Genomic DNA, 22,442 nt, shown 5'->3' with positions numbered 1-22,442 from the left:
TTTTCGACGTTTTGCGGATTCTAGCATAGCACACGCCAATTTCAGCCGGCGCGGCACAAACGTATCTTCTCACGGTTCGTGTTGTCGTGCGACAACACGAACCGCGGTGTTTCAATTAAAACAGATTACAGGTTGCCGTCGAGGAACGCGGTGAGTTGCGACTTCGACAGGGCGCCGACCTTCTGGGCCGCGACTGCGCCGTTCTTGAAGAGGATCAGCGTGGGGATGCCGCGCACGCCGAACTTGACCGGCGTCGACTGGTGTTCGTCCACATTGATCTTGGCGATCTGCAGGCGATCGCCGTAGTCCTTGGCGACTTCGTCGAGGATCGGCGCAATCATCTTGCACGGACCGCACCATTCAGCCCAGAAATCGAGCAGCACGGGTTTGTCGGATTTAACGACGTCCTGTTCGAACGATGCGTCGCTGATATGCTTGATTTGTTCGCTCATGTATACCTCTCTCGGATCGAGGCCCGCCTGGATTGCTCGCCACGATACATCAAACTAAGAAAACTTCTGTTCGCGTTGCCGCAAAGGGAGCCGTGCTGAACATTCGCGGGCGATTCTCTCGAAGTGCTCCGGAATGGGCAGAATGCTCGGCTTTACGGGACATTCGTACGTCAGTTTAGCCTAAATTGCTATGCGTTGCCGGTGGTGATAGTACTCATGCGGCCAGTAGGGCTAAGGCCTGCCGGTAGCGTGGCCACCTCTGTAACACACTCTATCTGGTGGTGGCGCAGGCGAACACAAGTGGCCTCGCAGCTAACTTTGTTGGGATTTGCTTCGCCTCGCGGGCCGACCGATGGTAGAATCTTTCGTGACGGGCCTCCTCGCATGGAGGGGCGGTCAACCTGGTCAGGTCGGGAACGAAGCAGCCACAGCCGTTTTCCACCAGTGCCGAGGGTCGGGCTCGTCACCTTCCTTTTTCTTTCTGTAGTTTGCCCCGCTATTGGCCTGAAATTCCTGTTTCGGGTCTGCGCGTATCTGATCCCTGCGGTGTCCGGTTTTCTTCAGCGATTCTCGCGTTGTATTCGCGGTGCCTCTGGGCGGTTCTTCGCGTGCAGGCTACTCGTGGTGTGTTCGTCGTTCGACGGTTCGCTACTCTCGCTTCCCACTATTTTTTCCTATCGGTTCAGTTGCTCTTTTCAATGAGGCGATGACGCGTGCCCGTACGTGGTCGAATCGCCTTTGCGCGCTATCGTTACTGATACAATTTCCCGATGACCTATCAAGTTCTCGCACGCAAATGGCGACCGAAGGATTTCGCTTCGCTCGTCGGACAGGAGCACGTGGTGCGCGCGCTCACGCATGCGCTCGACGGCGGGCGTCTGCACCATGCCTATCTGTTTACCGGAACCCGCGGCGTCGGCAAGACGACGCTCTCGCGCATCTTCGCGAAGGCGCTCAATTGCGAAACCGGCGTGACCTCGACGCCGTGCGGCGTCTGTCGCGCCTGCAGGGAGATCGACGAAGGGCGCTTTGTCGATTATGTGGAGATGGATGCCGCGAGTAACCGCGGCGTCGACGAAATGGCCGCACTGCTCGAGCGAGCGGTTTATGCGCCGGTCGATGCGCGCTTCAAGGTCTATATGATCGACGAAGTGCACATGCTCACGAATCACGCCTTCAACGCCATGTTGAAGACGCTGGAAGAACCGCCGCCGCACGTCAAGTTCATTCTTGCGACCACCGATCCGCAAAAGATTCCGGTCACCGTCCTGTCACGCTGTCTGCAATTCAATCTGAAGCAGATGCCGGCTGGGCACATCGTGTCGCATCTGGAGCATATCCTCGGCGAGGAACACGTGCCGTTCGAGGTGCAGGCGTTGCGCCTGCTGGCGCGCGCAGCGGACGGCTCGATGCGCGATGCGCTTTCGCTGACCGACCAGGCCATCGCCTATTCGGCCAATCAGGTGACCGACGAAGCGGTGCGCGGGATGCTCGGCGCGCTGGACCAGAGTTATCTGATTCGTCTGCTCGACGCGCTCGCTGATGGCGACGGTCCAGCGGTGTTGGCCGTGGCCGATGAAATGTCGCTGCGCAGCCTGTCGTTTTCGACCGCGTTGCAGGATCTGGCCAGCTTGCTGCACCGGATTGCGTGGGCGCAGTTTGCGCCGTCGTCGGTGCTTGATGAGTGGCCCGAGGCGATGGATTTACGCCGTTTCGCCGAGGCGTTGAGTGCGGAGCAGGTGCAGTTGTTCTATCAGATTGCGACGATCGGCCGGAGCGAACTCGGCCTCGCGCCGGACGAATACGCTGGCTTTACGATGACGCTGCTGCGGATGCTGGCCTTTGAGCCGGCTCCGACCGGCGGCGGTGGCGGCGGTCCGAGCACGACCCGTCCGGCGGGAGCGTCGGGTACGGGGGGCGCGAAGCGCAGTGGCTCGCCGGCTGTGGCTGCGTCGCAAGGGCAAGCGGCGCGTGCCGTCGCGGTAACGCCGGCGGCAGCGTCGACAACCCAGGCCGTTGCTGATCGTGCTGACGCCGCCGGTCATGAAACGGTCGTGGCTCGGGGTGCAGAGTCTCACGCGGCTAACGTGCAAGAAAGCGCATTGGTGCCGTCCTCAGCCGAATCCGCGTCTCCTCGGGAATCTGGTCAGGCCGCACGGCAAGGGGTCCCTGAAGCAGCCGGTCCGGCCGAAGAAAACCTGCAACCAGCCATTGAGCCGACACAAGAGGCCGCACTACGCGAGGCGAGTGCCACCGCGACTTCGGCGGCAGAGGCAGAAACTCCCGTTGCGGATGCCGAGGCGTTTGCCGAAGATCAAGAAGCGCTTCCAGTGCGGGGTGAAAGTGCATCGGAGCCAGCCGTGTTGCACAGTGAACCGGCTGTGTCCACCGCGACTTCAACCGTACCGCTGCCGGCATCTCCTGCACCCGCCGTTCGCACGGAGGCTCCGCTTGCCGACGCCGCGCCGCGCCGCGCGGGCGGCGCCAGTGCCGCGCTCGACGTTTTACGCAGCGCTGGCCTGAAAGTGTCTTCGGACCGCGGCCGCGGGAGTGCCGCAACACCGGTCGCAACGGCCAAACCTTCACCGGTTGTTCCAGCGAAGCCCGCTGCTCCGCGCGTGAACGTACCCGTGCCGACACCCGGTGCGCCGCGCAACACCCAGGAAGCCGCTCCCGCTCGTGGCTCGTCGGCGACGTCAACGTCGGCGGCTCCGCGTAACAACGGCAATGGCAACGGCAACGGCAACGGCGGTGCCCAAGGCGCACCATCCGTCGCGCCGTGGGACGACATGCCGCCCGACGACTACGTGCCGCTCTCAGCCGAGGACGATTATTTCGGCCCGCCCGACGACGGCTACGTGCCGGTATTCGACGTAGGTCCCGACGACGTGCGTGTGCCAGCGGCTGCCGCAGCCGCCGTACCAGTGCCGCTCGACACACGCCCGTTACCGCCCGCCATCCCGCTTGACCCCATCGGTTTCAACGGCGACTGGCCGGCACTTGCCGTAGGCCTCGCGCTCAAGGGCATTTCCTATCAGCTCGCCTTCAACAGCGAACTGATGGCGCTCGAAGGCAGCACGCTCAAACTGAGTGTGCCGGTCCCGCAGTATGCTGAAGCCTCCCAGGTCGCCAAGCTCAAGGCGGCGCTTGCCGAGCGCCTGGGCAAAGAACTCGACGTGCTGGTCGAAGTCGGTCCGGCGCGCCGCACGGCTGCGGCATTCGACGCCGCCGCCCGCGCGCAGCGCCAGAAAGAGGCTGAACGCGAGATCGGCTCCGACCCGTTCGTACAATCGCTGATCCGCGAGTTCGGCGCGAGCATCGTGCCGGGATCCATCCGGCCTATCGCGCCGGATGCCGCGGGCAACGCCCCGTCAACGCATTGATTTGCGGCGCATCATAGCGCCATACCCCCAGATTTCACGCTATCAAGAAGGAGCACGTCCATGATGAAAGGCCAACTCGCCGGGCTGATGAAGCAGGCTCAGCAGATGCAGGAAAACATGAAGAAGATGCAGGACCAGCTCGCGCAGATCGAGGTGGAAGGGCAGTCGGGCGCAGGTCTCGTCAAGGTGACGATGACGTGCAAGAACGAGGTGCGCCGCGTCACGATCGATCCGAGCCTGCTCGCCGACGACAAGGACATGCTGGAAGATCTCGTCGCCGCAGCCTTCAACGATGCCGTGCGCAAGGCCGAAGCCACCGCCCAGGAAAAAATGGGTGGCATGACCGCTGGCTTGCCGCTGCCGCCGGGCTTCAAGCTGCCGTTCTGATATAACACCGCATTTCGACGCCGCCGGTTCCGCATGAAACAACCTTCCGCCTTATCGGCGCTCGTCGAAGCGCTGCGCGCGCTGCCCGGTGTCGGGCCGAAATCCGCGCAGCGCATGGCTTATCACCTGATGCAGCATGACCGCGAGGGCGCGGAAAGGCTCGGCCAGTCGCTGCTGTTTGCGACCGAGCATCTGCAGCACTGCGAGAAGTGCAATACCTTCACCGAGGCGCAGATCTGCGAGGTTTGCAGTGACGAAGAGCGCGATCCGGCGCTGCTATGCGTGGTCGAGACACCGGCCGACCAGATCATGCTCGAGCAGACCATGACCTACCGCGGTTTGTATTTCGTGCTGATGGGGCGCCTGAGTCCGCTCGACGGCATCGGACCGAAGGAGATCCATTTCGACCGGCTCGTTAAGCGCGCGTCAGATGGCATCGTCAAGGAAGTCGTACTCGCGACCAATTTCACCAACGAAGGCGAAGCGACCGCGCATTACCTCGGGCAGACGCTCAAGGCGCGCGGACTCGCCGTCACGCGCCTCGCGCGCGGCGTGCCGGTGGGTGGCGAGCTCGAATATGTCGACGCCGGCACGATCGCCCGCGCAATGCTCGACCGGCGCTCGCTGTAGCGCGGCCAGGCCCGGCGTCATCCAGGAGACCCATGAGCGCAACCCTTGACGCGACACGTCCCGCCGGCCCGCTGGCCGGCGTGAAAGTGCTCGAACTCGGCACGCTGATCGCGGGGCCGTTCGCGGCGCGTTTTCTCGGCGAGTTCGGTGCCGACGTGATCAAGATCGAAGATCCGAAGGGCGGCGATCCGCTGCGCAAATGGCGCAAGCTCTATCCGGAAGTCGGCGGCACGTCGCTGTGGTGGGCTGTGCAGGCCCGCAACAAGAAATCCGTGACGATCAATCTGAAGGCCGAGGAGGGCAAGGAGATCGTGCGGCGGCTGGCGAAGGAAGCGGACATCGTCGTCGAGAATTTCCGCCCTGGGCTGCTCGAGAAGCTCGGGCTCGGCTATGACGTGCTGTCGGCCGAAAACCCTGGCCTCGTGATGGTGCGTCTATCCGGCTATGGACAGACCGGACCGTATCGGGACCGGCCAGGATTCGGCGCGATTGCCGAATCCATGGGCGGCCTGCGTCATATCACCGGTTATCCGGAATTGCCGCCGCCGCGCATCGGTATCTCGATCGGCGATTCGATCGCGGCGCTGCATGGCGTAATCGGCGCGCTGATGGCGCTGCATCATCGTCAGGCGAATGGCGGCAAAGGGCAGGTGGTCGACGTCGCGCTTTACGAAGCGGTCTTCAACATGATGGAGAGCGTGGTGCCCGAGTACGGCGTCTACGGCATGGTGCGCGAGCGCACTGGCGCGTCGCTGCCGGGCATCGTGCCTTCGAACACGTATCCGTGCCGCGACGGCAGCATCGTGATCGGCGGCAACAGCGATCCGATTTTCAGACGCCTGATGCTCGCCATCGAACGCGAAGATCTCGCCAACGATCCCGCGCTGGCGCACAACGACGGGCGCGTGCCGCGCACTCAGGAGATCGATCAGGCGATTGCCACGTGGCTTGCCACCCGCACGATCGACGAAGCGCTCGAGGTTCTGAACGCCGCGGATGTGCCGGTGGGCCGTATCTATAGCGTCGCCGATATGTTCACCGATCCGCAATTCATGGCGCGTCAGATGATCCAGCGCTTCAAATGGCAGGACGGCAAGGAAATCACCTTGCCCGCGGTGACACCGAAGCTCTCCGGGACGCCCGGCGAAACACGCTGGCTGGGGCCGGAACTAGGCGAACATACGGATGAGGTTTTGCGCTCGCTCGGCTACGATGCCGAGCATATTGCGCGGCTGCACGCGCAGCAGGTCGTGTGAGCCTGGGTGAAGAAAAACGGCGTGCGATCGATTGACCTTGAACGCCGTTTTTTCCAGCTGTCGTTGATGTTCGACGAGCAAACGCTGCATCAACGCCTACGGCGTAATCACAATCTTCCCGACCACCCGGCGTTCGGCCATTTCACGCAGCGCCCGCCCGGTTTCCTCCAGCGGATAGTGCGCCGACACGTACGGGCGCAGTTTGCCTTCACCGATCCAGCCGGTCATTTCCTTGAACGCCGCCGCGTTGTGCTGCGGCTCGCGCTTCGCGAAATCGCCCCAGAACACGCCGACGACGCTCGCGCCCTTCAGCAGAGTCAGGTTGAGCGGCAGCTTTGGAATCTCGCCGTTGGCAAATCCCACGACGAGATAGCGGCCGCGCCAGCCGATACTGCGAAACGCCGGCTCGGCGTAGATCCCGCCGACCGGATCGTAGATCACGTCCGGCCCTTTGCCGTCGGTCAGCGCCTTGATGCGCTCGCGCAGATCTTCGGTGCTGTAGTTGATGGTCGCATCGGCGCCGTGTTTGACGCAGATGGCGAGTTTCTCGTCGGAAGAGGCCGCCGCGATCACGCGTGCGCCGAGCGCCTTGCCGATCTCCACAGCCGCTAGCCCCACGCCGCCCGCGGCGCCTAGCACCAGCATCGTTTCGCCGGCCTTTAACGCGCCACGATCGACCACCGCGTGGTGCGACGTCCCATAGGCGAGCGTGAAAGCCGCCGCGACCGAAAAGTCGATGCCCGCGGCAAGCGGCACGCAAGCCGCTGCGGGCGCCACGGCCTGCTCAGCGAAACCGCCCTGGCCCGTGAACGCCACCACCCGCGCACCCGGCTGGAACTGGGTTACTCCGGCGCCGACCGCGCGCACGATACCGGCGACTTCCGAGCCCGGCGTGAACGGCAGCGGCGGCTTGAACTGGTATTTGTTCTCGATGATCAACACGTCGGGAAAATTGACGCTGGCTGCCTTGACGTCGATCACCACCTCGCCAGCTTGCGGCTCGAGGTCGGGCAGATCGACTACCGCAAGGCTCTCAGGCGGCCCGTACTGAATACAGCGAATCGCGCGCATTGTGTCTCCATTTCGATCGGGGTTCACCCGGGTATTCTGAAGTGTAAATCAAGCCGAACGATCGTGCGTTTTTACCTTGTGTGACATACCTGATGCGCGATGCCTGGAGTGTCGTTCGCGCGTCTTCTTTCCTCGGTTACAATCGCCGCATGCGAATCCTACTCAGCAACGACGACGGTTATCTGGCGCCCGGCCTTGCTGCGCTTTACGAGGCGTTGAAGGCATTTGCCGATGTCACTGTAATGGCGCCGGAGCAGAACTGCAGCGGCGCGTCGAACTCGTTGACGCTGTCGCGGCCGCTGTCCGTGCTGCGCTCGTCGACGGGGTTCTACTACGTGAACGGCACGCCGACCGACTCCGTGCATATCGCGCTGACCGGCATGCTGGACCATCGACCCGATCTGGTCGTCTCCGGTATCAACAACGGCCAGAACATGGGTGAGGACACGCTGTACTCCGGAACGGTTGCTGCGGCCACCGAAGGCATCATGTTCGGCGTACCGGCGATCGCATTTTCGCTGGTCGACAAGGATTGGGGACATCTCGACGCCGCGACCCGTGTCGCCGCGGAAATCGTCGCCCATTATCTCGAACATCCGCTGCCCGGGAACCCGTTGCTGAACGTCAACATTCCCAATCTGCCGTACGAGCAGATCGGCGAGTGGCAGGTCACCCGTCTCGGCAAGCGGCATCCGTCGCAGCCGGTAATACCGCAGACCAACCCGCGCGGCGAACCGATCTACTGGATCGGGCCGTCGGGCAGCGCGCGCGATGCGAGCGAAGGTACCGACTTCCACGCCGTCGCCAACGGCCATGTGTCGATCACGCCGCTGCAACTCGATCTGACTCATACCGCCATGTTGCCCGCGACGCGCGAGTGGCTACGCGCCGGGAGCGGCGCTTCATGACCCAGGAGCGCGCAAAGCGCTTTCCGCTTGGCCTCGAGGATCTCGTGCGCGAGCCGCGTCGGCCCGAAGGGCGCCCCGGCGAAGTGCGCGCGGCGAATCTCGCCGCCGCGACCGACCGTGCAAACGGTGCGCGGGCGAAGACGCCGGCGCGCGGTGAGGCGGCGGGCAATCGTGCTCCGGGTCAGCCGGCCAAGGCGGCGGCCGCCGTCGTCGTTAAACCTGTCGTGAAGCCGGTCGCCAAAGCGGCGCCAGCGGTGGCCAAGCCGATCGTAGCCAGGCAGGTTGTAGCCAAACCCATGGCGAAACCGGCCGTCAAAGCTGCGCCAGCGACGCCCAAGCCGGTTGTAGCCAAACCCGTCGCCAAGGCAGCGGCATCGGCCGGCAGCAAATCTGGCGCCGTGCTCGCCGCTTCGACGCTCGCCAACCGTGCCGCGCCGCCGAAGCCCGTCGCACTGCGACCTTTGGAACGAAGCGTCGGCGCACCCAATGTGGCCTTGAACGGTGCACTCGCGCTGACTTCGGAACGGGTTCGCGAACGCATGGTCGAACGCCTGCGGGCAAACGGCATTACCGATCAGCGCGTGGTGCATGCAATGTCGGTGGTGCCGCGCCATATGTTCGTGGACCCGGGCCTGGCGCCCCAGGCTTATGAGGATGCGGCTTTGCCGATCGGTCACCATCAGACCATCTCCAAGCCTTCCGTGGTCGCCCGGATGATCGAACTGGCCGCCGCCGGCCGCACGCTTAACAACGTGCTCGAGATCGGCACGGGCTGCGGTTACCAGGCGGCTGTGCTGAGCCAGGTCGCACGCGATGTTTATTCGATTGAACGCATCAAACCGCTCTACGAGCGCGCCAAGACAAATCTGCGTCCGCTGCGCATTCCGAATATCCGGCTGCACTACGGGGACGGACGTATCGGACTGCCGGCTGCCGCGCCCTTCGATGCGATCGTGATCGCAGCGGCCGGGCTCGACGTGCCGCAGGCGTTGCTCGAGCAGCTTGCTATCGGCGGGCGCCTCGTCGCGCCGGTCGGTACGCAGGATGGGCAGACGCAGCAGGTGCTTACGCTCGTCGAGCGCACCGGACCCGCGCAGTGGCGCGAGTCGAGGCTTGATCGCGTTTTCTTTGTACCCTTAAAATCCGGAGTGATCTGAAACCGATGAGTATGTTGCGCGCGATGCAAATAAAAAGCCTGAATGTCCACCTGACCGTAGCCCAGCGTAGCGTGTGCGTGGTCGCGCTCTCCCTGTTGACGGCCTGTGCGACTCGGCTCGATAACGCGCCGGTTGTCGATAAATCCGGCGACCTCGGTACCCAGTCCGCGCAGCAGCCTGCGGCGCCGGTGCCGCTGGGGCCGCCGCCTCCGGGCTATTACCGGGTGAAGCCGGGCGATACGCTTTACCGGATCGCTCTAGAGAACGGTCAGAATTATCGCGATATCGCGACGTGGAACAACCTGACCAACCCGAACCAGATCGAGGTCGATCAGTTGCTGCGGGTCGCGCCTCCGGGCGCGAACGTCGCCGCGCTGACGCCGGGTGTGGCCACCGCGCCGATCGTGGGCGGGGGCGTGCAGACCGCGCCGCTCGGCGGCTCGCCTGCGCCTGGACCGAACCCGGCTCCCGGCCAGGGCGGTCCGGCTAGTATCGCGCCGCCGCCGCCGACCTACGGCGCTGGTCCGAACGCGCCGTCGGTCCCGCCGCAGAACGGCGCGAGCGACACCGGCGACGCGAGCGCAGCGCCCGCGAGCAGTCTCGCGTTTGCCTGGCCGGTGCGCGGTCCGATCCTCGGCACGTTCGACGATTCGACCAACAAGGGCCTCAATATCGGCGGGGCTGCCGGCGATCCGGTGAAAGCGGCTGCGGATGGGCGCGTCGTTTATGCTGGAAATGGGCTGCGCGGTTACGGCAATCTCATTATCATCAAGCATGATGCAACTTATCTGACGGCGTATGCACATAACCGCGCTTTGATGGTAAAAGAGGGAGACGCGGTAACCAAGGGGCAGAAGATCGCCGAAATGGGCAATAGCGATTCGGACCGTGTGATGTTGCATTTCGAAGTTCGCCGGCAGGGCAAACCTGTCGACCCACTGAAGTATTTGCCGCCGCAATAAGCGATACGACCATGCCGAAATCGAAGCGCCGCCCGCCGCAAGCCGAGTCTGAGAATATCAGCCGCGCCACGCATGTCACGGTGGAGGACGGCGTCGCTTCGGAGGTCGAAGACGATAGCGTTGACGACCTCGATAACGCGCGCGATCAGGACGAGCGCCAGGCCGGTGCGGACGAGCCCGGCGAAACCCGCGAGGGCGCCAGCGACGCGGCGCCCGACGCCGACGATTTCCGTGCGCTGCTGCAAGCCGAACTCACGGCTGACACGATTCAGCATTACCTGAACCGGATCAGTGTAAAGCCGCTGCTGACGGTGGAAGAAGAGCAACGCTACTCGCGTCTGGCCAAGGCGGGCGAGTTCGAGGCACGCCAGGTCATGATCGAGCGCAATCTGCGACTCGTCGTCAGTATCGCGAAAGGTTATCTGAACCGCGGAGTGCCGCTGCTCGATCTGATCGAGGAGGGTAATCTCGGCCTGATGCACGCCATCGAGAAGTTCGATCCTACGCGTGGCTTCCGGTTTTCTACTTATGCCACCTGGTGGATCCGTCAGAGCATCGAGCGCGCCATCATGAATCAGGCGCGCACCGTGCGCCTGCCGGTGCATGTGATTCGCGAACTCAACCAGGTGCTGCGCGCCAAGCGCCATCTGGAGAAGAACTCGATGAACTCCGGCGACGCAGCTGACCGCCGCGACGCCAGCATCGACGACATCGCGTATCTGACCGGCAAGACCACCGACGAAGTCACCGATATCCTCGCGCTGAACGAACACACCGCTTCGCTCGACGCACCGCTCGATCTCGATCCGGCCAGCAGCCTGCTCGATCTGCTGTCCGACGACCAGAGCCAGTCGCCGGACGCCGAGGTACAGCACCGCGAACTGGAAACCCTGACGCGCGCGTGGCTTGCCCGTTTGTCCGACAAGCACCGTCACGTAATCGAGCGCCGCTTCGGCCTCAATCATATCGAGCCGGCCACGCTCGAAGAGCTGGCCGACGAAATGGGCCTCACGCGCGAGCGTGTGCGCCAGATCCAGCAGGAAGCCCTGGTTCGCCTGAAGCGCTTCTTTGCCTCCAACGGTGTGCGTAAGGACGCCGTTTTATAAACTGATGACACCGATTCTTGTTTTCGACATCGAGACGATTCCCGATGTCGCCGGCATTCGCCGCCTCGAAGATTTGCCCGCCACGCTGACCGACGCCGAAGTCGCCGAGCACGCCTTTGCCGCGCGCCGCGAAAAAACCGGCAGCGATTTCCTGCCGCACCATCTGCAACGGATCGCGGCCATTTCCTGTGTGTTTCGCGACAACAATGGTTTTCGGGTGCGCTCGCTCGGTACGCTGGAAGACGGCGAAGCGGCGCTGGTGCAGTCGTTCTACCGCGTGATCGAGAAGTACACGCCGCAACTCGTTTCGTGGAACGGCGGCGGCTTCGATTTGCCGGTGCTGAACTATCGCGCGCTGGTCAACGGGATTCCTGCGAACCGTTTCTGGGACCTTGGCGAGGACGATCGCGAGTTCAAGTGGAACAACTACATCAGCCGCTATCATGCGCGCCATACGGATCTGATGGACGTGCTGGCGATGTACCAGACACGCGCCAACGCGCCGCTCGACGCGCTCGCAAAAATGTGCGGTTTTCCCGGCAAGCTCGGTATGGACGGCAGCCAGGTCTGGCACGCGTTTCAGGATGGACGGATCGAAGAAATCCGCAATTACTGCGAGACGGACGTCGTCAACACCTATCTGCTGTACTGCCGCTTCCAGTTGATGCGTGGCGGTTTCTCCGCTGAGGAATACGCGGACGAAATCGCTCTGGTGAAAAGCTCGCTCGCACTGGAACCGGCGTCGCACTGGGCCGAGTATCTGGCGGCGTTCGACCAATAGCAGCGTGCGCGAGCCAGCGGCGGCGTGGCGCCCGAAGCGGGCGTTGCGTTGATCGTCCGCAACGTCGAATCGTCGTCGGCGGTTGCGGTTCGTCTACAATCTCGCCTTCCCCCAATAGTCTGTCAGGAAGCCGCAGGTGTCTCAGAGTGCCCCCCATCGTGCCTCGAACCGTTCGTCCAGAGGCAAGAAGAAAGCGTCCGCCGAGGCGGGTGTGTCCGTTGTGCCTGTTATCGCCCCGATTCTCGAAGTCGAATCGCTCGACATGGAGGCGCGTGGCGTAGGCCGGACCGTCAACGAAGACGGTACGCCGGGCAAGGTGATTTTCGTCGAGGGCGCGTTGCCTGGCGAACGCGTCACTTATTTGAGCTATCGCAGGAAACCGAGCTTCGAACAGGCCGAAGTGATCGACGTGCTGCGCGAGAGCGTGCTTCGCACCAAACCGCAGTGTCAGTTTTTTGGCACCTGCGGAGGCTGTTCCATGCAGCACCTCGATGTACGCGCGCAGATCGCCGTGAAGCAGCGCGTGCTCGAAGACAATCTCGCGCATCTGGCGAAGCTGCGGCCCGAAACGGTGTACCGGCCGATTCACGGTCCGTCGTGGGGATATCGCTATCGGGCGCGTCTTACCGTGCGGCACGTGGCGAAGAAGGGCGGTGTGCTGGTCGGGTTTCACGAACGCAAGAGCAGCTTTATCGCCGACATGACCTCTTGCGAGGTGCTGCCGCCGCACGTTTCGGCGATGTTGGTGCCGCTGCGCCGGCTGGTCGAAGGCCTGTCGATTCGAGAGCGTATGCCGCAGATCGAACTGGCAGTTGGTTCAACCGTGACGGCGCTGGTCCTGCGCATTCTGGAGCCGATCAACGCGGCCGACGAACAACTGCTGCGAGAGTTTGCCGATGCCCACAACGTGCAGTTCTGGCTGCAACCGCAGGGGCCGGACTCAGTGGTGCCGTTCTATCCGCTCGACGCCCGGCTCGACTACACGCTGCCGGAGTACGACATCCGCATGCCGTTCAAGCCGACTGATTTCACGCAGGTCAATCACCAGATCAACCGCGTGCTGGTGGGGCGTGCGCTACGTCTGCTGGCGCCCTCGCGTACCGATCGCGTGCTCGATCTGTTCTGCGGTATCGGCAATTTCACGTTGCCACTTGCGCGGATTTCGAAGGAAGTCGTGGGGATCGAGGGCAGTGAAGTGCTCACCACACGAGCACTGGCGAATGCCGGGGAAAACGGCGTGGCAGGGCACACGTCGTTCGCCTGCCGCAACCTGTTCGAAGTCACCGCCGACGATATGCGCGCGCTCGGTCATTTCGATAAATTTCTGATCGATCCGCCGCGTGAAGGCGCGTTGGCGGTATCGAAAGCACTGGCTGAAATTGCGCAGAGCGGTCATGGTCCGCTGCCGAAGCGCATCGTCTACGTATCCTGCAATCCGTCGACGCTCGCTCGCGATGCGGGTCTGCTCGTGCACGAGGCAGGCTACCGGCTCAAGGGAGCGGGCGTGGTCAACATGTTCCCGCATACCTCGCATGTGGAGTCGATTGCGCTGTTCGAGCGCGACTGACCTGATGACCGGCTGGCCTTGCGTTGCACCGGCGCAAACGCGCTCCGGACGCCAGCATAATCCAGCTGTACGAACCAAACGAAAAGCACAAACAAAAACGCCATGACCTTAAAGTCATGGCGTTTTTTCATCACGCGTGGATCTGGATCAGATCCGGCGCCGCTCGCAAGGCATGCGGCTTAGAACTGCCACCACGATTTTTCCGTGCCAGGCCGCGCATGGCCGGTGATGTACGGGCTGTCCGGGAATGTGCCCGCCAGAATGCGCTTCGTGTCGTCGGCCAGTTGCGGCTGGTTCAGCTTTTCATACGACAGCATCATGATGTGCAGTGCGTCTTCGATCGCGGGCGCATTGCGGTAATCCTTGATGGCAAGCTGCGCACGGTTGATTGCCGCGACATACGCACCACGACGGTAGTAGTAATCCGCTGCATGGACTTCGTGCGACGCCAGCGCGTTCACGATGTAGCGCATGCGTTGTGCAGCATCCGGTGCGTACTTGCTGTTCGGATACTTGTCCACCACCACCTTGAACGCGTCATACGACTCGCGCAGCGACTTCGGATCGCGCTCGCTCATGTCCTGGCCGGAGAAACGGCCGAACAGACCGAGGTCGTCGTTGAAGTTGATCATGCCCTTGAGGTAATACGCGTAGGCGATATCCGGATGATCCGGGTGCAACTGGATGAAGCGGTCGATAGCCTGATTGGCTGCGTCGTTCTCGCTGTCTTTCCAGTTACAGTAGGCCACGTTGATCTGCGCCTGCTGGGCGAAGTGACCGAACGGATCGCGACCCTCAAGCATTTCGAAGTATTTCGCACACTTGCCCCAGTCCTTGTTGGACAGGGAGTCCTGTGCCTCCGTATATAATTTGGCGTTCGGCCAGGTAGCCGTTTCATCGGTCTTTTCCGGCAGGCCATGGCAGGCCGCCACAATCGCAATGGCCGCGGCGCACGCAAAATACCGTGCCACCCGGGAGGCCATGCGTCGGACAGTCGTCCAGACTGTCGTCTGGGCTGCCGTCTTGTAGGCCGCCGTCTTTTGGGCCGATTCAGTAATGGTGTTCAAGGCTCGCATTTTCCAGTCTAGCTTTACGTCCAGGTGACCCAGACTCAATGACCCGATCAAATAATCCGGATCCCTCTGCAGGGGCCCGGAATAGCAACAAAGATTATAGCCCAAGCGCTGACCCCTCCGACGCGTTGGGTAGTGATTCGTTAGATGACGATCTTGACGGCGACGCGCTCGTGCCCCATCAGGCCGGGAGCGAGGTGCCGAAGGTGGCCAGCAAAGCCGTGGACAACACGCCTCGCGTGGTGACCGTGCCCGACGAACTGGCCGGCGAGCGGCTCGACAAGGTGCTCGCCAAGGTATTTCCGGAGTTTTCGCGCAACCGTCTGCAAAGCTGGATCGAGGCGGAGCGCGTGTTGGTGGATGGCGAGCCCGCGAAGATCCGCAAACCGGTGCCGCTCGGCGCGCAGATCGAGCTCGTGCCCGACCTGCTGCCTGAGCAGCTTGCGTTCACGCCCGAGCCCGTACCGCTCGACGTGGTCTATGAGGACGACACCCTCGTCGTCATCAACAAGGCCGCCGGCATGGTCGTGCACCCGGCTGCCGGCAACTGGAGCGGCACCATCCTGAACGGCTTGCTGCACCGCTACGGCGAGGCGGCGTCCGGTTTGCCGCGCGCCGGCATCGTGCACCGTCTCGACAAGGAAACCTCGGGCTTGATGGTGGTGGCGCGCACGCTCGAAGCGCAGACCGACCTCGTACGGCAACTGCAGGCGCGCACCGTCAAGCGCCGTTATCTCGCGCTCGTGTGGGGCAACATGCCTGATGAGGGCACCATCGATGCGCCGATCGGCCGCGATCCGCGCGAGCGCACCCGCATGGCGGTGGTCACGAGTGCTGCGGGCAAACCCGCACGCACCCATTTCCGGCGTGTCGACACAGCTATCTGGCAGCGGCAGCCGGTGTCGGCGATCCACTGCGATCTCGAAACCGGGCGGACCCACCAGATTCGTGTGCATTGCGCGCACATTGGTCATCCGTTGCTCGGCGACCCGGTCTATGGACGCGCGCGCGGCAAGCGTTCGGTCACGCCTTTGCCGGACGGCTTTGCGCGCCAGGCGCTGCATGCGTGGCGCCTCGGTCTGATTCATCCGCGGACAGGACGTGACATGCAGTGGCGCGCCGAGGTGCCGGAAGACATGGCGGCGCTGTCGGCAGCGCTTGGACTTGGCCGTGACGAGGCGGGCGAGTTCGACGAGTCATATTACGAAGACGAGGAAGCGGAAGGTTACGAAGCATTTCTCGACGACGAGGACGAAGCTGACGAAGACGACGAAGCTGACGACCATGAGCACGGTGGCGACGATGGCAACGATGAGGACGACCGCGCATGAACCAGCCTGAATCGACACCGCCTGCATCCACTTTCCCGGAGCTGACCCGGGCCGACGTGCTTCAACCCGGCTGGCAGGCGCCGCCACGCGTGCGCGCGCTGGTGACCACGCGCAACGGCGGCGTCAGCTTGCCGCCGTATGGCCGCTGGAGCGACGGCGTCGATCGGGTGGGCGGCCTGAATCTCGGCCGGTTGGCTGGCGACGATCCGTTATGCGTCGTCGAGAACCGTGCCCGTCTGCGGGTGTTGACCGACGGCGCCGAGCCGGCTTGGCTCGAACAGATTCATGGCGCCGAAGTGGTCGACGCGCACGAAGTGCTCGAGCAGGCCCGCGCAGGCGCGCCGCTCGTCCGCGCCGACGCCAGCGTGACGAACCGGCCCGGCACGATCTGCGTCGTGATGATCGCCGATTGCATGCCCGTCCTGTTATGCGATGCCGAAGGCCGCGCGGTGGGCGCCGCGCACGCGGGATGGCGCGGCCTCGCTGCAGGCGTGGTCGAAAAGACCGCCCTGCGCGTGGCCGAGCTGGCGGGTGCGCAACCCGGCTCACTACACGCATACCTGGGCCCGTCGATCGGGCCAGCCGCATTCGAGGTCGGGGCAGACGTGCGTGACGCCTTCATGAATGATGTCGACGGTTCGCAACGCGAAGCCACCGCTCAGGCATTTGTGCCGCGTCCCGATTCACCCGGTAAATATCTCGCCGATCTTCCCGCGTTGGCACGTTTGCGCCTGCAACGTTTCGGCGTGACGCAGATTGGCGGCGGCGATCTCTGCACGGTGACCGAACGCGAGCGCTTTTATTCATACCGGCGCGATCGCATAACAGGCCGTATGGCCGCGATGATCTGGCTTGCCGACTGACGATACCGGCTCATTCATGCCCGTGGCAGCCACGGCGAGCGGGATTCATCAGGGTTTGTTCGGGGGGCGGACATGATTATTTGTTGCGTCGCCGGAAGTGCATGCGCCGGTTAACCCGCGTGCAATCGAGCCGGCTGAAAATCGTTGTCACGTCCAGCGTTAAATGCATAAAAAGGCCCTGTAATACGGGCCTTTTACATTTCCTGTCGATTCGTTCAAGGGCATTCCATTAGTGCAATGAAATACATGGGGAAAACGATAATTAAAAAAATATCGCACTGCGGCAAAATCGGGAACAAGCATTGACATGCCTTGCGATGGGGAGCAAGAATGTCCCCCACACACGGGACAGGGCGTGACGAGGTCGCGAGCAATCGCCCACGTGCGCTAGAAACCTGCCTCTCAACCGTCCGCGAGGACTCACCGGTCAAAAGCAGGTATGGCAGCATCACAATCCTCGACTTCCTCAAGCACGGACTCCACAGCGGAGCGTACCCAGCAACAAGCCGGTGCGCAGCAGTTACTCGATGCGTGGATGAATGCATGGCGCTCGCTCGGTGTGCCTGGCGCGGGTCAGGCTGCGGCCTTTCAGATGCCGCAGATGCCTGCCATGCCGGCCATGCCCGACTTCAGCAACGCGGCCGCAGCCATGGGCCAGTTTGCCGGTCTGAAGTTGCCTACTGCGGCGATCCCTGCGGAGCGTCTGCAGAAACTGCAAGCCGACTATTCGCGTGAAGCGATGCAGTTGCTTCAGCAATCGGCGGACTCGAAGTCGAAAGCCCCCGAACTCAAAGACCGCCGTTTTAGTTCAGATGCGTGGAGTGCCGCGCCGGCCTACGCATTCACGGCCGCATGGTATCTCCTTAACGCACGTTACCTGCAGGAACTGGTCGAAGCGCTCGACACCGAACCGAAGGTGCGCGAGCGCATCCGCTTCGCGGTTCAGCAATGGACTGCAGCCACCTCGCCGAGCAACTTCTTCGCATTGAATCCGGAAGCGCAGAAGACATTGCTCGAGAGTCGAGGTGAAAGCTTGCGTCAAGGCGTCAGCAATCTGTTGAGCGATCTGAAACGCGGCAAGATCTCGCAGACCGACGAATCGAGTTTCGTGGTCGGCAGGAATCTCGCGAACACTGAAGGATCGGTCGTGTTCGAGAACGACCTGATCCAGTTGATCCAGTACAAGCCGCGCACGGCGAGCGTGCGCGAGCGGCCGTTGCTGATCGTGCCGCCTTGCATCAACAAGTTCTACATCCTCGATCTGCAACCGGAGAATTCGCTGGTCGCTCACGGGCTTGAATCGGGGCACCAGGTGTTCCTGATTTCGTGGCGCAATGCGAATGCATCGATTGCGCATAAGACGTGGGACGATTACACCGACGAAGGTGTGCTCACCGCAATCGAGACCGTTCGTCAGATCAGTGGACGCGAGCAGATCAACACGCTCGGCTTTTGTGTCGGCGGCACGATGCTCGCCACGGCGCTCGCGGTCGCCGCGGCACGCGGCGAACATCCCGCTGCCTCGATGACGCTGCTCACCGCGATGCTCGATTTCTCCGACACGGGTGTGCTCGATGTGTTCGTCGACGAAGCCCATGTGCAGATGCGCGAGCAGACTATCGGCGGCAAGAACGGCACGCAACCGGGTCTGATGCGCGGCATCGAGTTCGCCAACGCGTTCTCGTTCCTGCGCCCGAACGATCTGGTGTGGAACTATGTCGTCGACAATTATCTGAAGGGTCGCACGCCGATGCCGTTCGACCTGCTGTACTGGAACAGCGACTCGACCAGCTTGCCCGGGCCGATGTACGTCTGGTACCTGCGCAACACGTATCTCGAGAATCGTCTGCGCGAACCGAATGCATTGACCGTCTGCGGCGAGAAGGTGGACCTGTCGCTGATCGATGTGCCGACCTTCATCTACGGCTCACGGGAAGACCATATCGTGCCGTGGCGCACGGCCTATGCTTCGGTGCCGTTGCTGAGCGGGCCGCTCGAGTTCGTGCTCGGTGCCTCGGGACATATCGCGGGTGTGATCAACCCGCCGGCCAAGAACAAGCGCAATTACTGGGTGCTCAAGGCAGAAGACAAGAGCTTGCCGGAGAGTCCGGACGACTGGTTCGATCAGGCCGAGGAAGTACCGGGCAGCTGGTGGCCCGAGTGGACCCGCTGGCTCGATCAGTATGGCGGCAAGAAGGTCAAGGCGCGCGCTACAGCGGGCTCGGCCGAGCATCCGGTGATCGAGGCAGCGCCCGGGCGCTATGTGATGCAAAAAGAGTGACACGCGGGGTTCGGTTAGTGAGTCGGTATGGGACGCGAGCGGCGTTGAGCAGTTGAATGGATTTTTAACTTGACGGGCGGCGGAGCAACTGGCCGTAGCGTCCGGAGGAAATTGAAATGACTGATGTAGTGATCGTATCGGCCGCGCGTACGGCAGTGGGTAAATTCGGTGGGTCGCTGGCGAAAACCGCTGCACCCGATCTCGGCGCCATCGTGATTCGCGCTGCACTCGAGCGCGCGGGCGTGAAGCCCGAGCAGGTCAGCGAAGTCATCATGGGGCAGGTTCTCGCGGCCGGTTCCGGCCAGAACCCGGCGCGTCAGTCGCTGATCAAGGCGGGGCTACCGTTGGCGGTGCCCGGCATGACGATCAACAAGGTCTGCGGCTCGGGTCTGAAGGCTGTGATGCTGGCGGCTAACGCCATCATCGCGGGCGACGCCGACATCGTGGTGGCCGGCGGCCAGGAAAACATGAGCGCCGCACCGCACGTACTGCCGGGCTCGCGTGACGGCTTCCGCATGGGCGATGCCAAGCTGATCGACAGCATGATCGTCGACGGCCTGTGGGACGTGTACAACCAGTACCACATGGGTGTCACGGCAGAGAACGTCGCGAAGGAATACGGCATCACTCGCGAGCAGCAGGACGCGTTTGCGGCGCTGTCGCAGAACAAGGCGGAAGCCGCGCAGAAGTCGGGCCGTTTCGACGACGAAATCGTGCCGGTCGAGATTCCCCAACGCAAGGGCGAGCCGCTGCGTTTTGCCACCGACGAATTTGTGCGCCACGGCGTGACCGCCGAGTCGCTCGCCAGTCTGAAGCCTGCTTTCTCGAAGGAAGGCACGGTGACGGCAGCTAACGCGTCGGGCCTGAACGACGGCGCCGCCGCGGTGCTCGTGATGTCGGCCAAGAAAGCCGACGCGCTCGGCCTCACGCCGCTGGCACGCATCAAGGCCTACGCCAACGCCGGCGTCGATCCGAAGGTGATGGGTATGGGCCCGGTGCCGGCGTCGCGCCGTTGCCTCGAACGCGCGGGCTGGACTCCGGCCGATCTCGATCTGATGGAGATCAACGAAGCGTTTGCTGCGCAGGCGCTCGCCGTGCATCAGCAAATGGGCTGGGACACCTCGAAGATCAACGTGAACGGTGGTGCGATTGCGATCGGCCATCCGATCGGCGCGTCCGGTTGCCGGATTCTCGTCACGCTGCTGCACGAAATGCAGAAGCGAGATGCGAAGAAGGGGCTGGCGTCGCTGTGTATCGGCGGCGGCATGGGCGTGGCGCTGGCAGTCGAGCGGTTCTGAGCGCGCCTGCCCGGAGCAGGATTGCCGCGCGGGCGCTTCATCCGCGGTGAGGGGTGAAGCGGCGCGCGGTGTATGACGGCCTCGCCGGCCGGTCGCCCGGCGGCAGCGGAGATGATGCAGTAAAGGCGAGGAAAGAGGCTGCCGGTCGGCGCCTCGGAAAAACGATAATGGAGTGTGGTTTATGGCACAGCGAATTGCGTATGTAACGGGCGGGATGGGCGGCATCGGCACGAGCATTTGCCAACGTCTTCATAAGGAAGGCTTCAAGGTCGTCGCAGGCTGTGGCCCGAACTCGCCACGCCGGGTCAAATGGCTCGAAGAGCAGAAGGCACTCGGTTTCGACTTCATCGCCTCGGAAGGCAATGTGGGCGACTGGGAATCGACGCGGGCGGCGTTTGACAAGGTGAAGGCCGAAGTCGGCGAAATCGACGTGCTGGTCAACAACGCGGGCATCACGCGCGACGTCGTGTTCCGCAAGATGACGCATGAAGACTGGACGGCGGTAATCGACACCAACCTGACGAGTCTGTTCAACGTCACCAAGCAGGTGATCGATGGTATGGTCGAGCGCGGCTTTGGGCGCGTGATCAACATCTCGTCGGTGAACGGGCAGAAGGGCCAGTTCGGGCAAACCAACTACTCGACGGCAAAGGCCGGCATTCACGGTTTCACGATGTCGCTGGCTCAGGAAGTCGCCACCAAGGGTGTGACGGTCAATACCGTTTCGCCTGGCTACATCGGCACGGATATGGTCAAGTCGATCCGTCCCGATGTGCTGGAAAAGATCGTTGCGACGATTCCGGTGCGCCGTCTTGGCCAGCCGGATGAGATCGGTTCGATCGTAGCGTGGCTCGCGTCGGACGAATCGGGTTTTTCTACGGGAGCCGATTTCTCGCTGAATGGCGGTCTGCACATGGGCTGATCCGTGAGGTGCTCTGTCGCAAGACGGGGCGCCACATGGTTCAGGTTTTTCCGGCGGCGTCTCGCATCTGCAATCATGGCCCGATTGCGGATGCGACAGCGCCGTTTCTGCGCTTCAATGGCGCTCAAAGGCGTTAAATGACCACTACTACAAAGAAAACTGCCGAACGACTCATCAAGAAATATCCGAACCGTCGGCTCTACGATACCGAGACAAGCACGTACATCACGCTGACGGACGTCAAGCAGCTCGTGCTGGACCAGGAGGATTTCAAGGTCATCGATGCTAAGAGCAACGAGGATCTGACGCGCGCCATTCTGTTGCAGATCATTCTGGAAGAAGAGAGCGGCGGTTTGCCGATGTTCTCGTCGTCGATGCTCTCGCAGATCATCCGTTTCTACGGACACGCGATGCAGGGGATGATGGGCACGTATCTCGAGAAGAACATTCAGGCGTTCATCGACATTCAGGCCAAGCTCGCCGACCAGTCGAAGAACCTGTATGAAGGCAAGGCGATGAACCCCGAGGTGTGGTCGCAGTTTATGAACATGCAGGCGCCGATGATGCAGGGCATGATGACCAGCTATATCGAGCAGTCGAAGAACATGTTCGTGCAGATGCAGGAGCAGATGCAGAATCAGGCCAAGTCGATGTTCAGCACGTTCCCGTTTACGCCGGCCAATCCGCAGACGGATCCGGAGCCGGAGAAGAAGTAGGGGGCGACGCGCCTGGATTGGCGTCGCGCTGGCGATAGCTGCTGGTTGAGCGGCAAAGCTGGTTGACTGCGCCGGCGACGTGACGAGCGAGACAATGCATGATCCGGTGTTTGTTTCGGCGTGCGCTCGAGCGCTCGCGCGGTCACGCCAAAGAATAAAACTGCGGGATTCGTGGAGCAAACGTAGAGGCGGTTGGCCAATCGGAGGGATTGACGCCGCTGCGTCGAGCGCTTACCATTTTCCAAATGATTGGGCCGTAGCTCAATCAATCGTCGAACGGGGCAACCTGGCGACAAAT

Annotated in this window: 19 protein-coding genes and 1 other RNA gene; 17 read left to right on the top strand and 3 right to left on the bottom strand. The window is 62.6% G+C overall.

Annotated features, from left to right (window positions below):
• Positions 1-125 precede the first annotated feature (125 nt).
• Entirely contained in the window at positions 126-452 is a 327-nt protein-coding gene (gene trxA / locus BUS06_RS14105) for a thioredoxin TrxA (RefSeq protein ID WP_074264820.1), read from the bottom strand.
• A 369-nt stretch (positions 453-821) separates the two neighbouring features.
• Between trxA and ffs the strand changes: the two genes are divergently transcribed.
• From ffs to BUS06_RS14080, 5 genes are all read left to right on the top strand, one after another.
• Positions 822-920: signal recognition particle sRNA small type (gene ffs / locus BUS06_RS14100), an RNA gene on the top strand.
• Between the two features lie 302 nt (positions 921-1,222).
• Positions 1,223-3,835: a DNA polymerase III subunit gamma/tau gene (locus BUS06_RS14095; RefSeq protein WP_074264819.1), complete on the top strand. Its 2,613-nt coding sequence runs from the start codon at positions 1,223-1,225 to the stop codon at positions 3,833-3,835.
• 60 nt (positions 3,836-3,895) lie between these two features.
• Positions 3,896-4,222, top strand: a complete 327-nt coding sequence (locus tag BUS06_RS14090) for a YbaB/EbfC family nucleoid-associated protein (RefSeq protein ID WP_074264818.1) — start codon at positions 3,896-3,898, stop codon at positions 4,220-4,222.
• 33 nt (positions 4,223-4,255) lie between these two features.
• Positions 4,256-4,852, top strand: a complete 597-nt coding sequence (recR, locus tag BUS06_RS14085) for a recombination mediator RecR (protein ID WP_074264817.1) — start codon at positions 4,256-4,258, stop codon at positions 4,850-4,852.
• 32 nt (positions 4,853-4,884) lie between these two features.
• A complete protein-coding gene (locus tag BUS06_RS14080) occupies positions 4,885-6,108 on the top strand; it encodes a CaiB/BaiF CoA transferase family protein (protein ID WP_074264816.1) in 1,224 nt (407 codons plus the stop codon).
• Positions 6,109-6,204: 96 nt separating this feature from the next.
• Here BUS06_RS14080 and BUS06_RS14075 read toward each other — a convergent pair whose 3' ends face one another.
• Positions 6,205-7,179 carry an NADPH:quinone oxidoreductase family protein gene (locus BUS06_RS14075; RefSeq protein WP_074264815.1) on the bottom strand — a complete coding sequence of 325 codons (975 nt, stop codon included), beginning with the start codon at positions 7,177-7,179 and terminating at the stop codon, positions 6,205-6,207.
• A 149-nt stretch (positions 7,180-7,328) separates the two neighbouring features.
• On the opposite strand from BUS06_RS14075, the gene surE reads away from it, so the two are divergent.
• The 6 genes from surE to rlmD all read left to right on the top strand — a co-directional run bounded on the left by surE (position 7,329) and on the right by rlmD (position 13,660).
• Entirely contained in the window at positions 7,329-8,087 is a 759-nt protein-coding gene (gene surE, locus BUS06_RS14070; RefSeq protein WP_074266093.1) for a 5'/3'-nucleotidase SurE, read from the top strand.
• Positions 8,084-9,244, top strand: a complete 1,161-nt coding sequence (locus BUS06_RS14065) for a protein-L-isoaspartate(D-aspartate) O-methyltransferase (protein WP_074264814.1) — start codon at positions 8,084-8,086, stop codon at positions 9,242-9,244. The genes surE and BUS06_RS14065 overlap by 4 nt, the downstream gene beginning before the upstream one ends.
• 5 nt (positions 9,245-9,249) lie before the next feature.
• Positions 9,250-10,206, top strand: a complete 957-nt coding sequence (locus BUS06_RS14060; protein WP_074264813.1) for a peptidoglycan DD-metalloendopeptidase family protein — start codon at positions 9,250-9,252, stop codon at positions 10,204-10,206.
• Between the two features lie 11 nt (positions 10,207-10,217).
• Positions 10,218-11,312, top strand: a complete 1,095-nt coding sequence (gene rpoS / locus BUS06_RS14055; protein WP_074264812.1) for an RNA polymerase sigma factor RpoS — start codon at positions 10,218-10,220, stop codon at positions 11,310-11,312.
• Positions 11,313-11,316: 4 nt separating this feature from the next.
• Positions 11,317-12,093, top strand: coding sequence for a 3'-5' exonuclease (locus tag BUS06_RS14050; RefSeq protein ID WP_074264811.1), 777 nt, complete (start codon positions 11,317-11,319; stop codon positions 12,091-12,093).
• 211 nt (positions 12,094-12,304) lie between these two features.
• The gene (rlmD, locus tag BUS06_RS14045) at positions 12,305-13,660 is read left to right on the top strand and encodes a 23S rRNA (uracil(1939)-C(5))-methyltransferase RlmD (protein WP_429288508.1); all 1,356 of its coding nucleotides are present in this window, start codon (positions 12,305-12,307) and stop codon (positions 13,658-13,660) included.
• A gap of 179 nt (positions 13,661-13,839) precedes the next feature.
• Here the strand turns inward: rlmD and BUS06_RS14040 are convergent, their stop codons facing one another.
• Positions 13,840-14,736 carry an outer membrane protein assembly factor BamD gene (locus BUS06_RS14040; protein WP_074264809.1) on the bottom strand — a complete coding sequence of 299 codons (897 nt, stop codon included), beginning with the start codon at positions 14,734-14,736 and terminating at the stop codon, positions 13,840-13,842.
• A gap of 38 nt (positions 14,737-14,774) precedes the next feature.
• Between BUS06_RS14040 and BUS06_RS14035 the strand changes: the two genes are divergently transcribed.
• The 6 genes from BUS06_RS14035 to phaR all read left to right on the top strand — a co-directional run bounded on the left by BUS06_RS14035 (position 14,775) and on the right by phaR (position 22,144).
• Positions 14,775-16,064 carry an RluA family pseudouridine synthase gene (locus tag BUS06_RS14035; protein WP_074264808.1) on the top strand — a complete coding sequence of 430 codons (1,290 nt, stop codon included), beginning with the start codon at positions 14,775-14,777 and terminating at the stop codon, positions 16,062-16,064.
• Positions 16,061-16,927 carry a peptidoglycan editing factor PgeF gene (pgeF, locus tag BUS06_RS14030; RefSeq protein WP_074264807.1) on the top strand — a complete coding sequence of 289 codons (867 nt, stop codon included), beginning with the start codon at positions 16,061-16,063 and terminating at the stop codon, positions 16,925-16,927. The genes BUS06_RS14035 and pgeF overlap by 4 nt, the downstream gene beginning before the upstream one ends.
• A 535-nt stretch (positions 16,928-17,462) precedes the next feature.
• Entirely contained in the window at positions 17,463-19,208 is a 1,746-nt protein-coding gene (phaC, locus tag BUS06_RS14025; protein ID WP_074264806.1) for a class I poly(R)-hydroxyalkanoic acid synthase, read from the top strand.
• Between the two features lie 116 nt (positions 19,209-19,324).
• A complete protein-coding gene (locus BUS06_RS14020; RefSeq protein WP_074264805.1) occupies positions 19,325-20,506 on the top strand; it encodes an acetyl-CoA C-acetyltransferase in 1,182 nt (393 codons plus the stop codon).
• A gap of 181 nt (positions 20,507-20,687) precedes the next feature.
• Entirely contained in the window at positions 20,688-21,428 is a 741-nt protein-coding gene (locus BUS06_RS14015; RefSeq protein ID WP_074264804.1) for a 3-ketoacyl-ACP reductase, read from the top strand.
• 137 nt (positions 21,429-21,565) lie between these two features.
• Positions 21,566-22,144 carry a polyhydroxyalkanoate synthesis repressor PhaR gene (phaR, locus tag BUS06_RS14010; protein WP_074264803.1) on the top strand — a complete coding sequence of 193 codons (579 nt, stop codon included), beginning with the start codon at positions 21,566-21,568 and terminating at the stop codon, positions 22,142-22,144.
• Positions 22,145-22,442 lie beyond the last annotated feature (298 nt).

The organism is Paraburkholderia phenazinium, assembly GCF_900141745.1.
In the GTDB taxonomy this organism is placed as follows: domain Bacteria; phylum Pseudomonadota; class Gammaproteobacteria; order Burkholderiales; family Burkholderiaceae; genus Paraburkholderia; species Paraburkholderia phenazinium_B.
Note: the sequence above shows the minus strand (reverse complement) of the source record. Positions and strands in the feature narration are given on the sequence as shown.